Here is a 21,173-nt window from a genome sequence, read left to right as displayed (position 1 = left end):
TATTACGGTTAATAGCTGTGTTGCAATTCACATACCCTCAATCTATTTCCTTATTTTTCATAAACTTAAACAGATTATAAGAGACAATTGTCGACCCCATGATCGACAATTGTCGCCTTTGCTACAGCTGACGCATCTGGATGTTCATCACCTGAATGCGATAAGCAATCTGACGCGGGGTCATGTTCAGCAGCCGTGCCGCCTTGGCTTGCACCCAGCCGGCTTGCTCCAGCGCGGCAATCACCCGCTCCCGTTCATCCAGCTCCGGATCCTCCAGATTAGCCTTGGCCACTTTGGCACTTGGTCGGCTGATGGTAATTGGCTCCATATGGTCGAGCATGATCAGGTCTTGGTCGATGCGGCCACTTTCACTCATCACCGAGGCCCGCTCCAACAGGTTCTCGAGCTGGCGCACATTGCCCGGCCAGTGGTAGCTCATCATCAGCCGCAGCGCGCTATCGCTTAGAGTCAGCTCACGCTTTTGCTGCTTGGCGATCTTCTCCAACAGAAACTGGGCCAGCTCGGGTAGGTCTTCGATGCGATCGCGCAATGCTGGCGGATAAACCGGCATCACGTTCAGGCGATAGTAAAGATCCTCGCGAAAATCGCCTTCGGTGACCGATTCTTCCAGATTGACATTGGTCGCAGCAATAATGCGCACATCCACCACCTGAGTCTGGGCACTGCCGACCCGTTCGAACTCGCCCTCCTGTAGCACCCGCAACAGCTTGGCCTGGAAGGCCGCCGAGATCTCACCGATCTCATCGAGGAACAGGGTGCCGCCATCGGCCAGCTCAAAGCGGCCCTTGCGCTGTTTCACTGCGCCGGTAAAGGCGCCCTTCTCGTGGCCGAATAGCTCCGACTCAAGCAGGTTATCCGGCAGCGCCGCGCAGTTGAGCTTTACAAAAGGCCCAGCGGCGCGCGGCGAGTTGTAATGGATGGCGTTGGCGATCAGCTCTTTACCGGTCCCCGACTCACCACGTACCAGCACGGTGCTATCCCATTTAGACACCAAGCGGATCTGCTCAAACACCCGGCGCATAGCCTTGCTATGACCAACGATGCTGTCCAGCCCATAGTTGCTGCGTACCTTACGGCGCAGGCGATCCCGCTCTTGCTGCAGGTTGTCGGTTTGCACCGCCACATCCTTGGCCAGCAGCACGCTGCGGGTCACCAGGCTGGCGGTCATATCCATAAACTGGGTGAAGTTGGCCAGCAGCTCTGGGTCAGCCACCTCCGGCTGGGCGGCCAGCACCCCGATCACCTGCTGGTCTTTACTCAGCGGCACCGCGATAAACGGCAGGTCCAGCGAGTAGAGGTCCAGCTTGTCGCTAAAGCGCATATCGTTCTCGACTCGGCTTAACACGATCGGCTGCTTGCGGCTGAACACGGTGCCGATAATCCCTTCTTCGCTGCGGTAGCGGATCGACTTAATCTGCTGTTCGCGGCCCGGTGCATGCACCTTTTCCACCTCCAGCAGCTTGCCCTGCTCGTCCACCAGCGCCAATATCGCATGCTGCAACATCGCCTTGTCGTGCATCACCTCCAGCACCTTGGCGATACTCAATTGGTAGTCCAGACTGCTGGTCAGCACGCTACACACTTCATAAAGCGCCGCCAAATGGCGCTGGGCCAACTTGGGGCAGGCATTTGCTGTCGTTACCATCACTCACCTCCCTGACGATCCGATGGCAGTGAGATCACTACCTTGCTTCCCCCCAAGGAGGAACGATGAAACTGCACCAATCCGCGATGCTCGCTGATCACCTGTTGCACGATGCTCAGGCCTACCCCGCGACAACCGCTACTGGTCATGGGCTTGGTACTATAAAAAGGCTGAAAGATCTTAAGCTTGAGGCTCTCATCGATACCCGGCCCGCTGTCTTCCAGTACAAACTGCAGGTCGCCATCGCATTCCATGGTGCTGATCACGATCTCCCGCTGGGCACACTTGTTGAACTCAATCGCTTCAATGGCATTGTCGAGCAGTTGCTTGAGTGCCACCCGCAAGCGATTGGCCTGCCCGGTCACCGACGGTAGCACCCCAGTCAGCTTGAGCTGCACGCTAACCGAGCCTTGCAGCAGTCGCTGATTACTAATCGCTGTGACGTCGTGTACCAATTGATTGAGGTTGACCGGCTGACGGGCTTCCTGGGGACGCTCCGGCAGGGCCTGCTGCAGCTGCTCGATGGCCTGGCTGCCCGCCTCAACGCCGATCTTCATCGCCTCAACCCGCGGGCAGGCGCGGCCACTACTACAGAAGAAGTTCACCGCCGCATCAATCATGTTGATCGGCCCTTGGATCTGATGAATCGCCGCCTGCAGTGCCTCCTGCATGGTGTGCAGGGCCTCGGACTCAGCGGTCATTCGCGCCAACTCTTGGATCCGTTGGTGTTCGCGACGCCGCTGCTCCTTGGTGGTCTCGGTCATGGTCAGGATGTAGTAATCCGATGGCGTGTTGGCGAAGAACTTATCGACATCGAAGCGCTGAAACGGTAGCCGCGATACCTGACAGCTAAACCAGCGCTCCCGCGCCATCGCTGGGGTCTTAACGCTCAGACTCCAGCCTTCCTGATTGCAGTTACTCAAGGCAAAACAGCCTTGGGTCCGCTGCTTGTACTGCTCCAGCACTAGGTCGGCGGGCTCTTGCTCAAAATCGCTCACCAGGGTTTTGTAGCTAAGGTTATCCAGCACTACCCGACCTTCTTCATCGAGCATTGCCACCGCCACCGGTGCGGCGTTGAGGATCCCCTCCAGCAGGCTCTTTTGGTTGTTTAGGCGGGTTTGCAGGTCGTGGCTTTCGGTGACGTCCTGATGGATCCCCATATAGTGGGTAAGCTTGCCGCCCTCATCGAACAGGCCCGCGATGGTGACGTCGGCCAGATAGCGCTCACCGTTTTTACGGCGGTTGATCAAACAGCCCTGCCAGCGATCGCCCTTGCGGATCTGCTCCCACAGTGATTGATAGAGCGCCTTGGGTGTGGTCTTGTAGCTAAGTAAGGAGTGGTTGACTCCTTTTATCTCCTCAAGGCTATAGCCGGTCACCTCAGTGAAGTTAGCGTTCACATACTCGATCTTGGCATCAAGGTCGGTGACCGAGATAGCCACGGGTGCCTGGGCCAAAAGTTGCAGGTACTGCCCTGCCAACGGCATCTGGGAAAACAAGCTGTCGAGTCCATCGTCCAACGCTTGCTCTGTGTGTTGCGTATCACTCATAGGATCCTCACTCCTTGGTCCAGTTAAAAGTGATAATGCAATCAGTATTCCTGCATGGAGAAGTAGCCGTGCCACAAGCCCGTTTAGTTCGAGCTTGTTTGATTTGTGACAAACTCCACAGTCCTTTTTGTGGCGATTGTCGGCTTTGAAACCTCAATGTCGTTGAGTCCTGTCACCCGCTACACCACGCCATGCGGGGCTTAAGCCCCAAAATAGTGCTCCGCTGCCCCATGGTATGCCTTGTGCAATCACTCTTCTTATACAGCGCAATGGACCGCTCAGCTCCCCGAGCGTCCAGATAAGCCACACAAGCAAGGAGAGAGCCCAATGAGCGAATATCTGTTGGTGTTTGTTGCCACGGCGGTGGTGAACAACGTGGTACTGGCGAAGTTTCTCGGCCTGTGCCCGTTTATGGGCGTCTCCAGCAAGGTCGACAGTGCCTTAGGCATGGGGCTGGCCACCACCTTCGTGCTCTGCCTAGCCGCCATCGCCGCCTGGCTACTGGAAAGCCTGCTACTCGAGCCGCTGGGGCTGGGGGTGATGCGCATCCTGGTGTTTATCCTGGTGATCGCCGCCGTGGTGCAGCTCACCGAACTGCTAATTCAGAAATATAGCCCAGGCCTGTATCAAGCCTTGGGGATCTTCCTGCCGCTGATTACCACCAACTGCGCGGTGCTTGGGGTCGCGCTGTTGGTCATTCAAGAAAAGATGAGCCTGCTTACCACGCTGTTCTATGCCTTCGGCAGCGCGGCCGGTTTTACCTTGGTGATTGTGTTGTTCGCCGGACTGCGCCAGCGCTTGGTACTGTCGCGCGTGCCCGAGGCCTTCGCTGGACTGCCGATAGCCTTTATTACCGCAGGCATCCTGTCGATGGCCTTTATGGGCTTTGCTGGCATGGTCAAATAAGGAGAGATGCGATGATGATAGTCCTTTCACTGCTAGCCCTAACCTTATTGGGCGCCTCACTCGGCGGCGCACTGGGTTGGGCCTCTAAAACCCTCAAGGTCGAGGGCGATCCGCGGGTCGATGAGATTGAAGCAATGCTGCCCGGCGGCCAATGTGGCCAGTGTGGCGAGCCCGGCTGTCGCCAAGCGGCCGAGAAGATGGTCTCTGGCAGCCTTTCGCCCAACTGCTGCCCGCCCGGTGGCAAAGGCCTGGCGGCCAGCGTGGCCGAGCTACTGGGCATTAGCCTGAATGACGACGGCGAGCAGGTCACCATGATTGCGGTGATTGATGAGAGCAACTGCAGCGGTTGCACCCGCTGCTTTAAGGCCTGTCCCTTCGATGCCATTGTCGGTGCCAGCAAGCAGATGCACACCGTGATCTCTCAGGTATGTACCGGCTGTAACCTGTGCGCCAAGGCCTGCCCACAGGGATGCCTGACCATGCAGCCGCAGGCCGTCCAGCCACATACCTGGAACTGGCCGAAGCCCCAAGTAGCCTAGCCCAATTAAGGAGCCGAGCATGTTTTTATCCGCACGCCCCTTCGCCGGGGGCATTCATCCCAAGGGCTTTAAAGAGCTGACCGAAGATAAGTATATCGACCGGCTCGACTCGCCCGATCATCTCTATCTCAATCTTCAGCAACGCAACGGCGCTAAGCTGGTCTCGCTGGTCGAGGTGGGCGAAACAGTGTTTAAAGGCCAGCTGCTGGCCAAGGGCAGCAGCGATATGGCGGTGCCACTGCACTCGCCGGTCAATGGCAAGTTAGAAGCGATTAAAGAGGTGACCAGCCCACATCCGGCGGGGCTTAAAACCAGCTGCATGGTGCTGTCGAACAATGGCGACCCACGCTGGGGTGAGGACCATCGCCCCTGCGACTTTCGCCAGCTCACTCCCGAGCAGATTATTCAAAAGGTGTTGGACGCCGGGATTGTCGGCCTCGGTGGCGCGGCCTTCCCCACCGGGGTCAAGCTGCGCTTGGCCCGCCAAGCCAAGGTCCACACCCTGCTGATTAACGGCGGCGAGTGCGAGCCCTACCTGACCTGTGACGACCGACTGATGCGCGAACAAGCGGCCGAGATCGTCTCAGGGGTTCAAATGATGCTGAAGGCCTTGGGCGCTCAGCAAGCGATCATCGCCGTGGAAGATAACAAGGGCGAAGCCATCGCGATGATGGCCGATGCCATCGCCGAGCTCCCCCAGATTTCGCTGAAAAGCGTGCCTAGCCTTTACCCGATGGGCTCGGAGCGCCACCTGATCAAAGCGGTCACCGGGGAGATGGTGCCGCCGGGGCAGCTCAGTACCAAGCTCGGCATCCTGGTGAACAACGTCGCTACCGCCCGCGCAGTGTTCCATGCGGTGCGCTTCTCTCGCCCACTAATAGAACGGGTGATTACCGTATCCGGCGCTGCGGTGGAGGAGCCCGGCAACCTGGTGGTGCCGATTGGCACGCTGGTATCCCAGCTTATCGCCCAGCGTGGCGGCTTGAAGGTCGATGCGGCCCGCCTAGTCGCTGGCGGTCCGATGATGGGCCAGGCCCTACCTTCTCCCTTTGTGCCCACCGATAAAAGCATCGGCGGGGTGCTGGCGCTAACAGAAAGCGAACTGCGCCAAGAGCAGAGCCACGCCTGTGTGCGCTGTGGCAGCTGTGTGGAAGCCTGCCCAATGGGGCTGATGCCCTTTCAGATGGCGGCCTACAGCCGGGTTTCCGACTGGCCGCAGGCCCAGCATTTTGGGCTGGATAACTGCCTGCTGTGCGGTGCTTGTAGCTATGTCTGCCCATCTAAGATCCCACTGGTGCAGTACTTCCAGCATGCCCGAGGCAACCTCAACGCCCAGCGTAGCATGCGCCAAAAATCAGCCCATGCCCGTGAGCTGACCCAAGCTCGCCAGCTGCGCCTGGCCAAAGAGGCAGAAGCGAAGAAAGCCGCTAAAGCGGCCAAAGCCAGTAAGCGAAAACGCCCGGCCCGCCGCCGCGCCGCTTCAGGAGGTGAAGAATGAGCAAGATGTTAGCCCTGGCGTCGCCGCATACCCATGCCGGAACGTCGACCACCCGCTTAATGTATATCGTGGCAGCCTGTCTGCTGCCCGCCGCTGCGGCGGGAGTGCTGTACTTTGGCCTGCCGGCGCTGATCGTGCTGGCCAGCTGTATTGCCGCCGCGTGTTTGTCTGAGTGGCTTTGTCTGTTGCTGCGCCGCCACGATTGGCGGGCCTGTATGGACGGCTCGGCCTTGTTAACCGGGTTGCTGTTAGCGATGAGCCTGCCCGCGTCCACCCCATGGTGGGTTGCCGCCTTTGGCTCAGCCTTTGCCATTATCATCGGTAAGCAGGTGTTTGGCGGGCTTGGCCACAACCCCTTTAACCCAGCAATGCTCGGGCGGGTGATGCTGCTGATCTGCTTTCCGGTGGAGCTCACCGACTGGCGCGCCATCGCCACGCCTGATTTTGCTGATGGCGAGATTATCTTAAGCGCCGCCTGGCAGGGCATCGATGCCATCAGTGCCGCCACCCCGCTGTATAACATGGCCGAAGGGTTGAGCCTGGTTGAGCTGGTAAGCGGTGCCCACCCCGGCAGCTTGGGGGAGACCTCGTCGATACTGATCTTGCTTGGTGGTCTGGCGCTGGTATGGCTGAAGATTATCCGCCCGGTGATCCCGGTGGCCTTGCTGCTTGGCCTAGGCGCGCCGGCGTTAGTCGCTCACTTAATCGCCCCGGAGAGCTTTGATTCGATCCTCCACCACTGGCTAAGTGGTGGCGCCATGCTAGCGGCCTTTTTTATCGCCACCGATTTAGTCAGCTCGCCCACCAGCAACAAGGGACAGTGGGTGTTTGGTCTGGGCTGTGGCCTGCTGATCTGGCTGATCCGCAGCTTTGGCAGCTACCCCGAGGGCGTGGCCTTTGCGGTGCTGATTATGAATGCTGCCACGCCGGTGATTGACCATTATCTGCGCCCGGCAGTGTTCGGCAGCCAGTCGGCTCACCTGCAGTAATCACGCGCATCAAGGAGGAGTTAGCCCATGCAAGATGTCGCCAAACCCAGCCAAGTCAAGCTGTCACAAAGACTAGAGCAAACCATGGAGCAGGTGCGCGAGCACACTTGGTATCAGTCGGCCTCACTGGCCATCGCGGTTGCGCTATGCAGCTCGCTACTGTTGCTGCTGAACAGCTTTACCGCCCCCGCCATTGAGCAGCGGCTGCGCGAAGACAAGCTGGCTGCCATCGATATGGTGATCCCAGCCAGTTACTACCACAACGCCTTGCTCGACACCGAACAGCGCTTCGAGTTCGATGGCCAAAGCTACCTGTGGTATCAGGCCAGCGATGAGCTTGGCCAGCCCTCGGGCTATGTACTGCAGGGCCAAACCCCCGGCTACGCCGGAGCCATCGAGTTTTTAGTCGGCCTCGACCAGCAGATGCAGATCCTCGGCGTACGGGTGCTCAGCCATGCCGAGACCCCGGGCCTGGGCGATAAGATTGAGATCGCCAAGGACCAATGGATTACCAGCTTCGAGGGGCTCAGCCTCGGCAACACCGATACCAGCCAATGGGCGGTGGAGAAAGACGGCGGTCAGTTCGACCAGTTCACCGGCGCGACCATTACCCCACGCGCGGTGGTGTATGGGGTGCACCATAGCCTGCAAGCGCTGGCTGAGCAGCTCAAGCCAGTCGCCGAGCAGCCTGCCGACCTTCCTCCCCTCAGCCTTCACTCTCTAGAACAACCGGAGTCAGCTCATGAGCAACTATCGCAGCATTTTTAAAGACGGCCTGTGGGATAACAACGTGGTGCTGGGTCAGTGTCTGGCGCTATGTCCGCTGCTGGCGGTAACCTCCACTGCCACCAACGGCTTGGGACTGGGGCTGGCGACCATGGCGGTGATGATCTGCGCCAACGTGGCAGTATCCTGTTTAAAGCCCTTTATTAGCCGAGCGGTGCGGATCCCGATTAACATCTTGCTGATCGCCTCCTTGGTGACCATGACCGACCTCATCCTCAACGCCTGGCTGCACCCGCTGCATAAGGTATTGGGGCTGTTTATTCCATTGATTGTCACCAACTGTGCGATCCTTGGCCGAGTGGAATCCTTCGCCAGCCGAAACTCCGTGCTGCCCGCCCTTGCCGATGCCGTGGCGATGGGCCTTGGCTTTACCTGGGTGCTGGTAGTACTGGGCGGACTACGCGAGGTACTCGGCTCTGGCACCCTGTTCGCCAACGCCAGCATCCTACTCGGCCCTGCCTTCTCCTTTATGGAGCTGCAGGTGATTGAAGATTATCGCGGGATGCTGTTGTTGGTGCTACCGCCGGGAGGCTTTATCGTACTGGGTGGCCTGCTGGCCCTGCACCGCCTGCTTAAGGCGTGGCTGGAGAAGCCTAGCGAGCCCGAGGTCGCAGAGCTATCTGTAGAAGAGTCCGGCGAACAGCCGTCTGTAGAAGGAGCAAGCTAATGCATGTCAGTATTGCCTACGCCACCCCCGAACAGCAGCTATGGCTGGACCTGGAAGTGCCAGAAGGTGCCACCGCCATCCATGCCATCCACCAAAGCGGCATCCTCGACCTGTTCCCGCAGATCGATCTACAGCAACAGAAACTGGGGATCTTCGGCCGCTTTGTCGGTTTGGATAATCCCTTGGTCGAAGGGGATAGAGTGGAGATCTACCGCCCCACCACCTGGCGACCCGATGATGATGACGAAGATGATGACGATTAAAATGAAGGCTCGCAAAATGCGAGCCTTTTCGTTAGTTGATGATGCTAGTGCATCGATTGATTACTCGGCGTCAAATGCACCTCGCATGATGTTGTTGATCGAGGTGTTATCGATAATGTGGCCGTTAAACACCTGTTTGTTGACGCCCCAGCTAAAGATTGAGACGTCAGAGTTGGTGTGATCGCCGGTGCTCCAGCTCACTTGCGGGCGCTCTCCTTTACCGTTGTTGCGGATAAGTTCCAGGCCACCGGTTTCGTGGTCCGCGGTGACAATCACCAAGGTTTCACCATCGGCCTTGGCCCATTCAACCACTGCAGCTACTGCATCATCGAAGTCGAGGGTCTCCTCGATGACTCGGTCGATGTCATTGTTGTGGGCGGCAAAGTCGATCTGTGAGCCTTCGATCATCAGGAAGAAGCCATTAGGGTTTTTCGACAGGATATCGATGGCTGTTAAGCTCATCTCTGGCAAGCTCGGAATATCCAGCGACTCATAGCTCCAACCTTTTTCACGCTGATAGCGGTTTGGCGAGATATACGGGATTTCATCTACACCAAAGATACCCGCAAACAGGATCTCCGCATCGGCATCGCTCGCTGGCAGGGTGGCCAGCTTGGCTTGCATATCGGTGTTATTGTTTGCCACGATGTAGTCGTTATCGTTCGCCGCTTGGCTAATCACATCAACGCCGCTGACTTGCTTGGCACCACATAGGGTGACGTTGGGTTGAACATCGCCATACATGCTTGCTGATAGCTGTACAAAGTCGTTCCGGTTTGGTCCGTGAGAGGCGAAGCCTGCAGGGGTTGCATGCACACAGTGCGAGGTCGCCACAATACCGCCAGAGCGGCCGCTTAGCTGGGCATACTCCAGAATCGTTTGTAGCGGTGAGCCATCACCAGGGTAGGCCAACGAGACCACGCCGTTATTTACCTTACGACCGGTGGATAGCGCCGTTGCAGCCGCTGCAGAGTCGGTGTAGTAGTTCTCACCGATGCCAGGTAGTTGCTCAAACCCTAGCGTATCGGCGCTGGCGGTTTTAGAGCGGCCATGGCTGGTACCTCGCTCCATAAACAGGGTTTCACCAAGGTAGGCGCGGCTAACATCGAGAGCACCATCGCCCATACCATCACCGATCATTAGGATCACGTTTTTAGTAGGTAGCAGGTCAATCACGTCGACGCTGTGGCTATCCACCAGCTCTGCTTTGGTGCCCGCATTGGTGGTAAGCGTCACATCGAATGAGCCCGCAGCATCAGCTTTTGCCAGCTTTCTGAAGTTTTCAGTGGTTTGGGTCTCATCACCAAGCAGTGTTACTGCTGCATCACCGCTCACTTGCCAATCATAGCTTTCTGCATCGCTAGAGCCATCAGCTCCCACACTTGTGGCAACCAAAGGCGCAGTCAGCTTGTTGTGGCCAGACACTGCACGCATCTTCGCCATTGAAACAGGCACTGCCACTTGGCCATCGCCCAGCATAGAGATGTTGAACACATAGTTGCCTTGCTCAACCGACGCATTCATCTTGCCGCCCGGATATGATGTCAGGGCAGAAACCCCTTCACCCAAGTTCACTGAGCGATCTTTAAGTGCGCCATAGACCAGTGGGCTGTCGCTGCCTTGCTGGAAGTTAAACTGAATGTCGCCTGCGGCCTCGAAATACACCAGCACCTGGTAGTTACCCGCACCTTGGTACTCAAACTGGTAGTCTTGGCTGACTTCCCAGTCATTGAAATCACCGACCAGATAGACCGGCACCGTGAGGTTATCGGTATCGCTATCGGTGATATTTTCGATGTACATGTTGGGGTTATCAATCCCACCGGCAGCTTCCGATGCGTCGAGGGTAAAGCGGAACACCTGCTCTTGCGCATCATCCACAACAAAGGTCATGTTCTGGTTTTGGTAATCGTCAAACTTGCGCTGTAGGTTGTAGAGGGTGTCGATGGTAACGACTTTGTCTTCATCTGCGCCGATGGCCAGGTCGCGCTCATTGCTCCATTCTGGATCGGAGATTTTGAACTCGTAAGAGCCTTGCTCCATGCCAAACAGTGCGATATGCAGGCCATCGCCTTGGTAGTGAAGCTGTGCGTTCGGTGGCGCTGACCAGCCATTCATCGAGCCTTTGATGTAGAGTCGGCAGTCTTTGTTGGCATTTTCCAACAGTTCTTCTTCGGTACAGGCGTAAGGCCCGGTATCGATGCTGGTAACGATATCGCCATCGCGATCAACGTAAACGTATTCAGTGTCGCTGCCACAGCCAACCAGCGTGACAGCGCCGATCACCGCCATGGCGCTATATAGCAACGAGAGTTTTGCTTTTTTCATATCCTTGTATTCCTTTCCCTTATCAGCGAGCTATAAACCCGCCTTATATGTGATGCCAATACCAATTGGCTCGAGAAAGGCTAGCGAAAAAAACATCAACTAAGAATTGACCAAAAAGTCAAACTGCGAAGGTTAGCTATTTAAAATCAGCAAGATAGAGAAAAAGTGGGATTGAAAGGCTTTTCATTTTTCACTTAGATTACAGTTATGTGACAAAGGAAGTCTGACCAGAGTCGGGAGAGTCTGTTGGATTGACTAAGCGCTGACGCTTCCTTTAGCTAAGCGAGAAAAGTCAATTGCAATAAGCGATTAGCCTAAGTAACAAGGCAGGTCCTAAGTTAACAACCGAAACAAATCGGCAACTAGTACTTACGCGTGCAGTTATAGCCTAACGGCCTTTCTTGGCTTGCTTCGCTTGATACATCAGCTTATCGCCCGCCTCCAACAAGGCCTCTAGCGATGGATGGTGCTCGGGGTCATACTCCACTACCCCGCTGGAGAAGGCGATGGCGCAGCCACAGCGTTCGGCCAACTCGTTACTGGTGGTTAGCACATTGAGCCGCTTGAGGGCTTCCTCGGCTTGTGTCTTGCGGGCGTTACTAAACAACACCACAAACTCATCGCCACCGAGCCGCGCCACCACATCGGCATCGCGAAATACCTGACTTAGCTGGTTGGCAAACTCCTTCAATAAGCGGTCGCCATGTTTGTGGCCAAGCCGGTCGTTGATTTGTTTGAAGTCATCTAGGTCGATAAACACCAGACTGGCAGGCAACTGTTCACGGGCGCACAGTTGTAACGAGTGTTGGGCCAACAGCATAAAGCCGCGGCGGTTGGAGATATTGGTGAGTTCGCACATGGTGGCCAGTTGATAGGCGGCAAACTCGTTCTCAATCATCCGCGCCAGATCCACCAAGGATTCCAGCTCATCACTGGTCAGCAAACGCGGGTGGGTGTCGATAATGCATAGGGTGCCCAGTTTCGTTTGGTCAAAGGCCCGCAGCGGACAGCCGGCATAGAAGCGGATATGCGGCTCGCTGGTGACCAGAGGGTTGTCGGCGAAGCGCGGGTCTTTTGTGGCATCGCAGATGATAAACGGCTCGTCGCCCAATATGGCATGGCCACAAAACGAGATATCCCGATCGGTCTGGCACACCTCGGTGCCAAGCTTCGATTTAAACCACTGGCGGTTCTCATCGACAATGCTCACCAAGGCGATGGGCACATCGAACATGCGCTTGGCCATTCGGGTGATCCGATCGAAGCGCTCTTCGGCAGGACTATCGAGCAGATTGAGCGAATGCAGGGTGGTTAGCCGGGCCGCCTCATCTGCGGGTAATTTCGGTTTTAGCAAGTCACAACCTCCTGAAGCCCTAAGCTTAGGAGTGATGATTGCAATCGACAAAGTAGCCGTACAGAGGATGCCCAGTGAGGTCACATTATTTTAGTGATCACCTGTTTTTAGCCTGTAAGTCACTGTTTATTGTTTATTTTATCACTTGCAGGTGTTTGTCCGTCCAAGGGCGCACAGACGATTAAGCGGACAAGCATCGCACTTCGGGGTGGGGTTACAGAATTGCTGGCCGTGGTCGACCATCAAGCCATGGTAGTGGGCGTAGCGCTGAGTATCCGGCGTGATTGCTTGCTCAACCAAGCCACGGAAGGCCTCGTAGGATTTGGGGACGTCCAGCCCCACCCGCTCGAAGATCCGCCGGGCGTAGGCATCAATCACAAAGCTCGGCTTGCCCACCGCATACACCAAGATAACGTCAGCGGTTTCGCCGCCAATGCCGTTGATCGCCAGCAGTTGCTTACGCAGTTCGGCCTGCTCCATAGCGCGCAGCGCATCGATACGGTACTCAAAGCCGGCAAACCACTCGGTCAGCGCTTTCAGTCGCTTGGCCTTCTGGTTGTAATAGCCGCTGGAGCGGATCGCTTGGGCCAGCTCTTCCAGCGACAAGCTGGCAATCAGCTTAGGGTCGAGCGGCTTACCTAGATTGAGCAGCGCTTGCTCGGCGTTGCGCCAGTTGGTGTTTTGCACCAGGATCGCCCCGAGCATAATCTCGTAGTGATCATCGCAGGGCCACCATTGGTAGTAGCCATAGTGGCGCTCAAGGCTCTCGAACACCTGTTGTATCAAGGTTATCGCTTCGCTCATAGCCACTCCCAAGGCGCTATCGCGCCCTTACTCCAGCTCGACCGCCGGGCGGAAGGTCATCTCATGCATGATCAGGTCATCGGGCAGGCTGAGGATCTGGGCGATGCTTTTAGCCACGCTGGCTGGGTGCATATACTCCGGGCGCTCTGCCTCGCGGAAGTTGGTATCGGTGCCGCCGGGGTACAGCGCGGTCACCTTCACGCCATGGGGCTGCGCCTCTTTCATCAGGATCCCATTAAAGCCGGCTAGGCCCTGCTTCATCGCGGTATAGGCGCTCATGGTGGGGTTGGCGCGCTTGGCCACGGTGCTGACCACGTTGATGATATGGCCTGACTGGCGGGTCTTCATCTGCTTGAGCGCCTCGCGGGCCAGCAACACGGGGGCACGCAGGTTGACCGCATACTGCAGGTCGAACTCTTCCAAGGTCAACTCGTCGATGCCGCACTTGCGGGTGTTGAGTCCTGCGTTGTTGATCAGCACATCGACATGCCCCAGCAGCTCGCTGGCCTTGCTAAATAGCGCAATGGTTTGCTCAGCATCAGCCAGGTCAGCCGCCACGACATGGCAGCCAGTTTCGCTTTTCAAGCGCTCAAGTTGCGTCTGATTGCGACCACTTGCCACCACTTGATGGCCTTGCGCGCAAAGCAGTTTGGTTAGCTCAAAGCCGATGCCGCTACTAGCGCCGGTAATCAGTATATTTTTGGTCATAGCCTGTGTTCCAAACGATCATTCAGGCCGATAGTTACACACGCTCAGCCGAATGTGGAGGACTGCCATCGCCGATTGGCATAGTCAGCTCAAACACTCACCAGCTTGTGCAAATTTACGGCTGTGGTAAACTGCCGCCGATTTTAACGCCAGTGGAGGAAATTAATGATTGTATCTCACACCCACCCGGCAAAGGCGCGCAGCTAAACTCAACCTGCCCCTCCTTTTGCCCGGTGTAGCTCTATACCGGGGTCTACCTATCGGTTTGTCACGCATCACTGACTGATTCAGTTGCTGCGACAGCCCGTATCAATCTGACCCTGATGATTCTCTTAAGCACAACACTAATGTGCTCAGGGTATATGTAATGCATTCAAAGTTAACCATCCAGCAACTAGGCTGGAACAGCTATTTTTCACAACAACTGACACTCGACGACTACCAACACCGACTCATCGCGCGGGTGGTTGAACAACAGCGTTCGGGATACCGCCTGCTCAGCGAGCAAGGGGCGATTGAGCTTGCCAACCATCATCAACTGCCAGCAATGGCAGTGGGCGATTGGCTGCTGCTCGACCAGCAGCTGCATTTCGTGCGCCTGTTGGAACGGCGTTCTTTGTTTCAACGCAAGGCGGCGGGTAGCAAGCTGGCTCGCCAGCTGATTGCCGCCAACGTCGATACCTTGTTTATCGTCAGCTCGCTCAACCACGACCTAAAGCTCAGTCGCATCGAGCGCTATCTGGCTCTGGCCTATGAAGTGGGCGCGCAGCCGGTAGTGGTACTGACCAAGGCCGACTTGTGTATTGATGCCAGCGAGCGACGCGCGCAGGTGCAAGGCCTCGACCCGATGTTGCTGGTCGAGACAGTCAATGCTCTGGATAGTGACTCCATCGCGCCGCTGACGCACTGGTGTGGCAGCGGTCAGACCGTAGCGGTGATGGGCTCCTCCGGGGTTGGCAAGTCGACCCTAAGCAACACCTTACTCGGCGAAGGCCAGCAGCAAACCGGCGGGATCCGTGAAAATGACAGTAAAGGCCGTCATGTCACCACCGCCCGCTCGCTGCACCGCCTGCCCCATGGCGGGGTGTTAATCGACACCCCGGGGATGCGCGAGCTACAGCTCAGCGACTGCGAAGCCGGCGTCAAGGAGACCTTCTCGGATATCGAGGAGTTGGCCCAGCAATGTCGCTTCAGCGATTGCCAGCACGGCAACGAGCCGGGCTGCGCGGTGCAACAAGCGCTTAGCACAGGGGAGATAGACCAACGCCGCTTGGACAACTACTTCAAGCTGCTGCGCGAACAGGCACGCAACGGCGCCAGTCTGGCCCAGCAGCGCTCCAAGGATCGCGAGTTCGCCAAGATGTGCCGCTCGGTGATGAGTGAAAAACGCAGGCGTAAGTCGCGAGAAGGCTGATCGATTGATACCGCTTGGTATCGATGGAACGACTCTTCAGCAAAACTAAAGGGCCGATGCGTGACAGCATCGGCCCTTTGTTATCGTCATGAGCCTAATCGCTTGCCAACGGCTGGGCTTGTATCGCCCCAATATCTACCCGGTGTCGGCGCGACTGGCCAAAATAGTCTGGTAGCGTTGCGGTATCGACCTTGCCGATAATACGCAGCCCCTGACCCTTGGCATGGGAGAGATGGTGCAAGCGAAAATCCTCGGCCGTGAGCATTGGTGTACTGTTGCTACCTGAAGCGACAGCGCGCAACGCCTCGCCTTGAAATAGCGGGTCACGGGTCAGGTTCTGGCTGAGCGTAGCGCGACCTTGATAGAGGTTCAGTGCGCGCCTGCGATTGGCAAACAAGATGTTGTTGCCGATATACAGCTCGCGGATGCGCGGAAAGTTAAGGTGCAGCCCATCGCGACCATTCCCCACGATCGTATTGTTAAAGATGGTCACATCTTCGATCCGACCGCTGCCCTTGCCGGTGTCGCCGGGGTGGTCGTAGAGCAAGATGCCGTCTTCCTGATTATCGAAGAACAGATTGTTGTAGATGCGAATATTGCGGATATCGCCAGTGCCTTCAGTCATCAGGGCCATCGCTCCTGCCCCCACGAACAGCGCACGCCCTCGGTCGTCGTGAAGCTCACGGATACCGTGCACCCGGTTATTGCAGATATCGATGTTCTCAACGGTTGGCTTGCGGCCAAAGTCTTGCCCGGGCAGGCCTCCGCCGCCATCAAGGTAGATACCACGGCGGTGGATACCATGGATATGGTTGCCGCACACCCGCCCGTCTCGTACGCCCTCTTTAAGGTCGATCCCCTCGCCGCCCTTGCTGGGATCGCCGCCTTCTGAGATATGGTTGTCCTCAACCGCGAAATCGACCACGCCATTAGCCAAGGTAATCACTTCGTTCCAGCCGCCATTTACTGCACGCTCTATTCGATTCCCTTTGATGCTGACCTGGTGGATGTTGTGGTAATCCAGCGGATCGCTTCCCCAAGGCACGCCCCATACTGCAATCCCGGAGCTCTCGCTGTTTACGATGTGGTTTTCCTCGACCACCACATCACTCACCACCCTGTCATTGGCCCCCTCGATATAGATGCCCACGCCTCGGCCCGTTTGGTAGCTGGGATCCTCAATACTCAGCCCGGCGATGCGGATATGGCTTTGCCCCAACACCGCCAAGCCCGCGCCTGCCAGCACCGCTTGCTGGTGTTCGTCTGGCAGGGTAGTCAGGGTGATGGGCGCGTGGGGCGCACCGGATTGCGCCAGTACAAGGTCCTGCTCAAGCGGATAGCGCCCGGCTCGCAGGTATAGGTAGTCGCCGGCTTGTAGCTGCGCAACGGCATGTTCCACGCTACCCCAAGGCCGCGTCCGACTGCCATCATTGGCATCGCTTCCCTGCGGCGCGACAAAGTACTCGGCGGCATTAACAGTGGTGGTAACAACCAATAGCGCTAGCGGCCATAACCAACACCTGGATTCCTTAAACACTCGTTACTCCTTTTCGACCAGAGCGGCTAAACGCGATGGTTTTGGAATGTCGCGTAAGGCCATCAGCGATAGTGAGCCAGTTCGTTTCATTACCATCCTCTTTGACATCTTAAGTACCACACAGTGGGATAAACCCAGCAAGTGGTAGACCACTATAGGCATTTTGGTGTACAAATATTCCACTATTTTTTATGTGGTTATTGTACAAGGAGGAACACAGTGAATACATTCAAGATCCCAGAGAGTATCTATTTTGGTGAAGACGCCCTATCGGCGCTCAAGGGCCTGCAAGGCAGCAAGGCGCTTATTGTCACCGGCGGGCAGTCGATGAAGCGCTTCGGTTTTATCGAGCAGACCCAGAGCTTACTCAAAGAGGGCGGCATCGACTCGCAGGTGTTTGACGGCGTAGAGCCTAACCCTTCGGTGGATACGGTGCTTAAAGGCGCCCAAGCCATGCGCGACTTCCAGCCAGATTGGATCGTTGCCATCGGCGGCGGTTCTGCGCTGGATGCAGCCAAGGTGATGTGGTGCTTCTACGAGCATCCAGAGCTTAGCTTTGAAGACATTATTCCGGTAGCCGCCATGCCCGCGCTGCGCAACAAGGCCAAGTTTGTGGCCATTCCGTCCACCAGCGGTACCGCCTCCGAGATCACCGCCTTCTCCGTGATCACCGATACCGAAAACCATATTAAGTACCCCATTGTCTCGGCCCATATTGTGCCCGATGTAGCGATTATCGACCCGGCCCTGCCCGCTAAGATGCCGCCCCATATCACCGCTAACACCGGTATGGATGTGATGGCGCATGCTTTAGAAGCCTTTGTCTCTATCGCTGCCAATGACTACTCAGACCCGCTCGCAATGCGCGCAACTAAGTTAGTGCTGGAAAACATCGAGACCGCCTATAGCAACGGCGCTGATATGCTGGCCAGAGACAAGATGCATAATGCCTCGACACTCGCGGGTATGGCCTTCTCTAACGTGTCGCTGGGCTTGGTGCACTCACTGGCGCATAAGATTGGTGGCGAGTTTGGGGTGACCCATGGCTTGGCCAACGCCATCTTGCTGCCCTTCATCGTGGAGTACAACAAGCAGTCCACCGACAAGTATGCGGAGATGGAGCGCTATCTGGGCATAGGCGCCATCGAAGATGAGCTGCGCGCGCTCAATGGCAAACTGGACATCCCTCTGACCTTTAAAGAGATCAGCGAGGTGGATATCAGCGAAGAACAGTTTATGGCGGTACTCGATCGCATGAGCGACAACGCCTTCAATGACCCATGCACCCTCACCAACCCGGGCACCCCAAGTGTGGCCGATATAAAACAGATCTATCTGGATGCCTTCTTCGGCAAAAATGCTGGTACCACCAAGGCTGCGTAGCCCTCTTAAACGGCAGGCAGGGGCCACTCCTGCCTGCAAGGCTCACTTAGCCTTCAAAGCGCTCTAGATCGATCTTGTAATGCTGCAATACCTCCTGCATCTGCAGCTTCTTTTGCCCAGCCGCCACCGCCATCACCTTGGCGGTAACATCGGTGACCTCACCTTTAGTAATCCCGGCCTGTTTCGCTTGATGCAAATAATAGCGAGTACAGGGCTGACAGTTCATCGCCATGGCCGCGGCCAGCCCCACCAGCAACTCAGTCTTGCTATCTAAATGGTCGTTCTCATGAGTGGAATGGTAAAACTGCTCATAAGCGGCTTGGTGCTTTCCTAACATGGCGGTTCCTTATCAGTATTGTTGGCGAGCAAACAGAACAATCTCTGTTGCATTTACGACAAGACTACGCGCAAAAGAAAATAACGCTTTGATTTTACTCACATTAACTTACGGCATAAGGATTGCTGTGAGGTAGATAAACGTAGTAGATAAACTCAGTAGCAATTGCGCACAATCGCGACACAAGGCATCCATATTGGCCAGCTATCTAGCGGTGGCAAGGCAAGCGCCAGAACACGATAAGGGAGTAACATTATGAGCAAGGTAGGCATTTTCTTTGGTACCGATACGGGTACCACCCGCAAGATCGCCAAGCAGATCTTCCGCGCCCTGGGCGAGGACGTGGCCGATAAGCCACTTAACATTAACCGCGCCAGCATCGATACACTGTTGGGCTACGACTACCTGATCCTCGGCACGCCAACGCTGGGCGAAGGCCAGCTACCGGGTATGTCAGCCGATTGTCAGGAAGAGAGCTGGGAGGAGTTTTCTCCTAACCTGGAAGAAGCGGATTTCGCCGGCAAAAAGGTTGCCCTGTTTGGTCTGGGCGATCAGGTCAACTACGCCGATGAGTTTGTCGATGGCTTGGGTGAGCTGTACGACCTAATGGCGGAAGCTGGCGCCGATCTGGTCGGCGAGTGGCCCAGCGAGGGTTACACCTTTAATAGCTCGGCTGCGCTGTTGGAGAACGACAAGTTTGCCGGTCTGGTGCTGGATAACGACAACCAGAACGATATGCATGAGCAGCGTATTGCAGCGTGGCTGGAGCAGATCGCCGCTGAGATGGCTTGGTAACAAACTTGGAGGTTCAGGTGCGGCTCCTGAATCGGCCTGAACCTCCCTTTTTAGTTTAGCTAGCTAAGCGCACGAGCTTTACTCGATATGCTCGCATTAGTAGCAGCAGAGCTATCAGACCAAGCCCTGAGCTGCCACCACCGCCTCCGGTGGAGTCCTCTCTGGCGCTATCCGATTGCGTGGACGCATCAACATAGTCACAACGCAGTCGAGGTGCTGGTAACTCTTGGCCTGCAGGGTGAAAACTAAGCCTATCTAAACGAAGATACCCCGCCTCGGGCTCTAGCCCTTGATGCCCAGCCAAATACTTAACAAGCAATGGCTTACCCGCCTCGATTGGCAGCGCGAACGACTCAAACTCGCAGCGACCACTAAACTGAGTAAGCAGTTGAGAGCCCGCCATTAACTGCAAACTGTCTTCTCCACTAAAGCCTTGCAGCTTGCCAGACAAGACCAGATAGCCAGCCTGTTCATTCGCTTGGTAAAGATACATCTGTTTAGCCAAGCCATCAGCACTGGTGGCTAACTCACCGTCGTCGCCGTGCTGCCATTGGTCATCACCCGCAACCAGCTTGCCTTGCTCAGTCGACAAGGCGAACACCTGTAGCTCAGTTTGGTAAGTCACGCCCGAATATTGCAGCTGAATCAGCGATTGCGCCTGTGTTTGTCCCTGCATGTCAGCCTGAAGCTCAAGCTGGCAACTGCCACCCGCAGCAATCTGATCACAGGTCGTCGCTGTCACTTGAAACTGCTCCTCATCCGCTAGCCAAACATTCTCCAAGTCCAAGGCCTGCTCAGTCAGATTCGTCAAACGAAGCACACCCGTTAGCTGGCCTTCACTATCTTGAGCCCAGCTAAGCCGCTCTGGCACCACTAACTCGCCGAGCGCATCCTGCATGTGATCTCGAATCCATGCCGTGTAGGGCTCAATACGCGTAAACACCCCGGTGTAGTTGTAACCGTGAGAAACCAAACCAGCCAACACCGGCTGATTGGCTAGCCATACAAAGGCTCCCGTGCCGCTGTCTCCCATCGCTGGACCATGGGACGAGCTGCCCGCACATAGAAAGTGGCGATCATCCACCGGCATCGCACCACCGATGCGCTGTTGGCAGGTATCGATATCAATCAAGGGCATCGCCACACCTTGCAGTTGGAATGCCGGGTTGCTGTAATTAATATCCGAATAGTCGGTGACACCCAGCCCTAGAATGCGCAACTGCGTGTTGGGGTTAAACTGCGCGTCTTGTGCCGTCGTCGGTAGCAGAGCGTGGGGATAGTTATCGCTCACCCCTTCTAATCTGAACAAGGCAACATCCAACTGATAGCTGTGCGAAGAGCTGTAATCGGGGTGGCGTATGATCTCGCTTACTGGGTAGCAGTTGTTTCTAACAGCAGCCCCACTATGCCCTAAGCAAACCCGGGTCCAGTCAGGCTGGCGATTAGCGCAATGTGCTGCTGTGAGAAAGTAGCCATTGCCCAAGTATGTGCCACCACAATCGTGCTGGGGTAACACCGCACTGGAAGTTAATGAACGAATACTGCCGAGAAATGGCCAATCCAGGTCTTTCTCCGTTTGTCCTCCTACCACAGCATGAGCGCATGGCAAGAAAGCCACAAGTAACCAACATAGCCGCCTAATAGATTGT

General features: G+C 56.3%; 19 protein-coding genes. 10 read left to right on the top strand and 9 right to left on the bottom strand.

Features of this window, described 5'->3' with window-relative positions:
* Nucleotides 1-121: 121 nt before the first annotated feature.
* Nucleotides 122-1,666, bottom strand: a complete 1,545-nt coding sequence (gene nifA, locus G461_RS0107975; RefSeq protein WP_035479773.1) for a nif-specific transcriptional activator NifA — start codon at nucleotides 1,664-1,666, stop codon at nucleotides 122-124.
* Entirely contained in the window at nucleotides 1,666-3,216 is a 1,551-nt protein-coding gene (nifL, locus tag G461_RS23685) for a nitrogen fixation negative regulator NifL (RefSeq protein WP_051333445.1), read from the bottom strand. Before nifL ends, nifA begins: the two co-directional genes overlap by 1 nt.
* A 327-nt stretch (nucleotides 3,217-3,543) precedes the next feature.
* On the opposite strand from nifL, the gene rsxA reads away from it, so the two are divergent.
* Genes rsxA through G461_RS0107935 form a run of 7 tightly spaced genes read left to right on the top strand, consistent with a single transcriptional unit; the run spans nucleotide 3,544 to nucleotide 8,864 of the window.
* Complete coding sequence (rsxA, locus tag G461_RS0107965; protein WP_026971453.1) at nucleotides 3,544-4,122, top strand: electron transport complex subunit RsxA; 579 nt, start codon at nucleotides 3,544-3,546, stop codon at nucleotides 4,120-4,122.
* Nucleotides 4,123-4,133: 11 nt separating this feature from the next.
* Nucleotides 4,134-4,661, top strand: a complete 528-nt coding sequence (locus tag G461_RS0107960) for an RnfABCDGE type electron transport complex subunit B (protein WP_035477001.1) — start codon at nucleotides 4,134-4,136, stop codon at nucleotides 4,659-4,661.
* Nucleotides 4,662-4,680: 19 nt separating this feature from the next.
* Complete coding sequence (gene rsxC, locus G461_RS0107955; protein WP_026971452.1) at nucleotides 4,681-6,159, top strand: electron transport complex subunit RsxC; 1,479 nt, start codon at nucleotides 4,681-4,683, stop codon at nucleotides 6,157-6,159.
* Nucleotides 6,156-7,148, top strand: a complete 993-nt coding sequence (locus G461_RS0107950) for an RnfABCDGE type electron transport complex subunit D (RefSeq protein WP_026971451.1) — start codon at nucleotides 6,156-6,158, stop codon at nucleotides 7,146-7,148. The genes rsxC and G461_RS0107950 overlap by 4 nt, the downstream gene beginning before the upstream one ends.
* 27 nt (nucleotides 7,149-7,175) lie before the next feature.
* On the top strand, nucleotides 7,176-7,916 hold the full coding sequence (locus G461_RS23680; RefSeq protein WP_051333444.1) for an RnfABCDGE type electron transport complex subunit G: 741 nt from the start codon (nucleotides 7,176-7,178) through the stop codon (nucleotides 7,914-7,916).
* The gene (locus G461_RS0107940) at nucleotides 7,891-8,601 is read left to right on the top strand and encodes an electron transport complex subunit E (protein WP_026971450.1); all 711 of its coding nucleotides are present in this window, start codon (nucleotides 7,891-7,893) and stop codon (nucleotides 8,599-8,601) included. The genes G461_RS23680 and G461_RS0107940 overlap by 26 nt, the downstream gene beginning before the upstream one ends.
* Nucleotides 8,601-8,864, top strand: a complete 264-nt coding sequence (locus G461_RS0107935; RefSeq protein WP_026958298.1) for an RnfH family protein — start codon at nucleotides 8,601-8,603, stop codon at nucleotides 8,862-8,864. The genes G461_RS0107940 and G461_RS0107935 overlap by 1 nt, the downstream gene beginning before the upstream one ends.
* A 60-nt stretch (nucleotides 8,865-8,924) precedes the next feature.
* Here G461_RS0107935 and G461_RS0107930 read toward each other — a convergent pair whose 3' ends face one another.
* The 4 genes from G461_RS0107930 to G461_RS0107915 all read right to left on the bottom strand — a co-directional run bounded on the left by G461_RS0107930 (nucleotide 8,925) and on the right by G461_RS0107915 (nucleotide 14,058).
* On the bottom strand, nucleotides 8,925-11,192 hold the full coding sequence (locus G461_RS0107930) for an alkaline phosphatase (RefSeq protein WP_026971449.1): 2,268 nt from the start codon (nucleotides 11,190-11,192) through the stop codon (nucleotides 8,925-8,927).
* A 388-nt stretch (nucleotides 11,193-11,580) separates the two neighbouring features.
* On the bottom strand, nucleotides 11,581-12,546 hold the full coding sequence (locus G461_RS0107925) for a sensor domain-containing diguanylate cyclase (RefSeq protein WP_026971448.1): 966 nt from the start codon (nucleotides 12,544-12,546) through the stop codon (nucleotides 11,581-11,583).
* 141 nt (nucleotides 12,547-12,687) lie between these two features.
* Nucleotides 12,688-13,350 carry an endonuclease III domain-containing protein gene (locus G461_RS0107920; RefSeq protein WP_026971447.1) on the bottom strand — a complete coding sequence of 221 codons (663 nt, stop codon included), beginning with the start codon at nucleotides 13,348-13,350 and terminating at the stop codon, nucleotides 12,688-12,690.
* Between the two features lie 27 nt (nucleotides 13,351-13,377).
* Entirely contained in the window at nucleotides 13,378-14,058 is a 681-nt protein-coding gene (locus G461_RS0107915) for an SDR family oxidoreductase (protein WP_026971446.1), read from the bottom strand.
* Between the two features lie 367 nt (nucleotides 14,059-14,425).
* Here G461_RS0107915 and rsgA point away from each other — a divergent pair, with 367 nt between their 5' ends.
* The gene (rsgA, locus tag G461_RS0107910) at nucleotides 14,426-15,472 is read left to right on the top strand and encodes a ribosome small subunit-dependent GTPase A (protein ID WP_026971445.1); all 1,047 of its coding nucleotides are present in this window, start codon (nucleotides 14,426-14,428) and stop codon (nucleotides 15,470-15,472) included.
* Between the two features lie 94 nt (nucleotides 15,473-15,566).
* On the opposite strand, the gene G461_RS0107905 is transcribed toward rsgA, so the two are convergent.
* Nucleotides 15,567-17,009: a right-handed parallel beta-helix repeat-containing protein gene (locus G461_RS0107905; protein WP_084429094.1), complete on the bottom strand. Its 1,443-nt coding sequence runs from the start codon at nucleotides 17,007-17,009 to the stop codon at nucleotides 15,567-15,569.
* Between the two features lie 219 nt (nucleotides 17,010-17,228).
* On the opposite strand from G461_RS0107905, the gene G461_RS0107900 reads away from it, so the two are divergent.
* Nucleotides 17,229-18,392: an iron-containing alcohol dehydrogenase gene (locus G461_RS0107900; RefSeq protein WP_026971443.1), complete on the top strand. Its 1,164-nt coding sequence runs from the start codon at nucleotides 17,229-17,231 to the stop codon at nucleotides 18,390-18,392.
* Between the two features lie 46 nt (nucleotides 18,393-18,438).
* On the opposite strand, the gene G461_RS0107895 is transcribed toward G461_RS0107900, so the two are convergent.
* Nucleotides 18,439-18,729 (bottom strand): carboxymuconolactone decarboxylase family protein, encoded by a 291-nt coding sequence (locus G461_RS0107895; RefSeq protein ID WP_026971442.1) that lies wholly within the window; start codon nucleotides 18,727-18,729, stop codon nucleotides 18,439-18,441.
* A gap of 255 nt (nucleotides 18,730-18,984) precedes the next feature.
* Here G461_RS0107895 and G461_RS0107890 point away from each other — a divergent pair, with 255 nt between their 5' ends.
* Entirely contained in the window at nucleotides 18,985-19,524 is a 540-nt protein-coding gene (locus G461_RS0107890) for a flavodoxin (protein ID WP_026971441.1), read from the top strand.
* 55 nt (nucleotides 19,525-19,579) lie between these two features.
* Here the strand turns inward: G461_RS0107890 and G461_RS0107885 are convergent, their stop codons facing one another.
* On the bottom strand, nucleotides 19,580-21,115 hold the full coding sequence (locus G461_RS0107885) for a S1 family serine peptidase (RefSeq protein WP_169727240.1): 1,536 nt from the start codon (nucleotides 21,113-21,115) through the stop codon (nucleotides 19,580-19,582).
* Nucleotides 21,116-21,173 lie beyond the last annotated feature (58 nt).

Source organism: Aliagarivorans marinus DSM 23064, assembly GCF_000429485.1.
In the GTDB taxonomy this organism is placed as follows: domain Bacteria; phylum Pseudomonadota; class Gammaproteobacteria; order Enterobacterales; family Celerinatantimonadaceae; genus Aliagarivorans; species Aliagarivorans marinus.
This window is presented reverse-complemented; position numbering and strand designations above follow the sequence as displayed.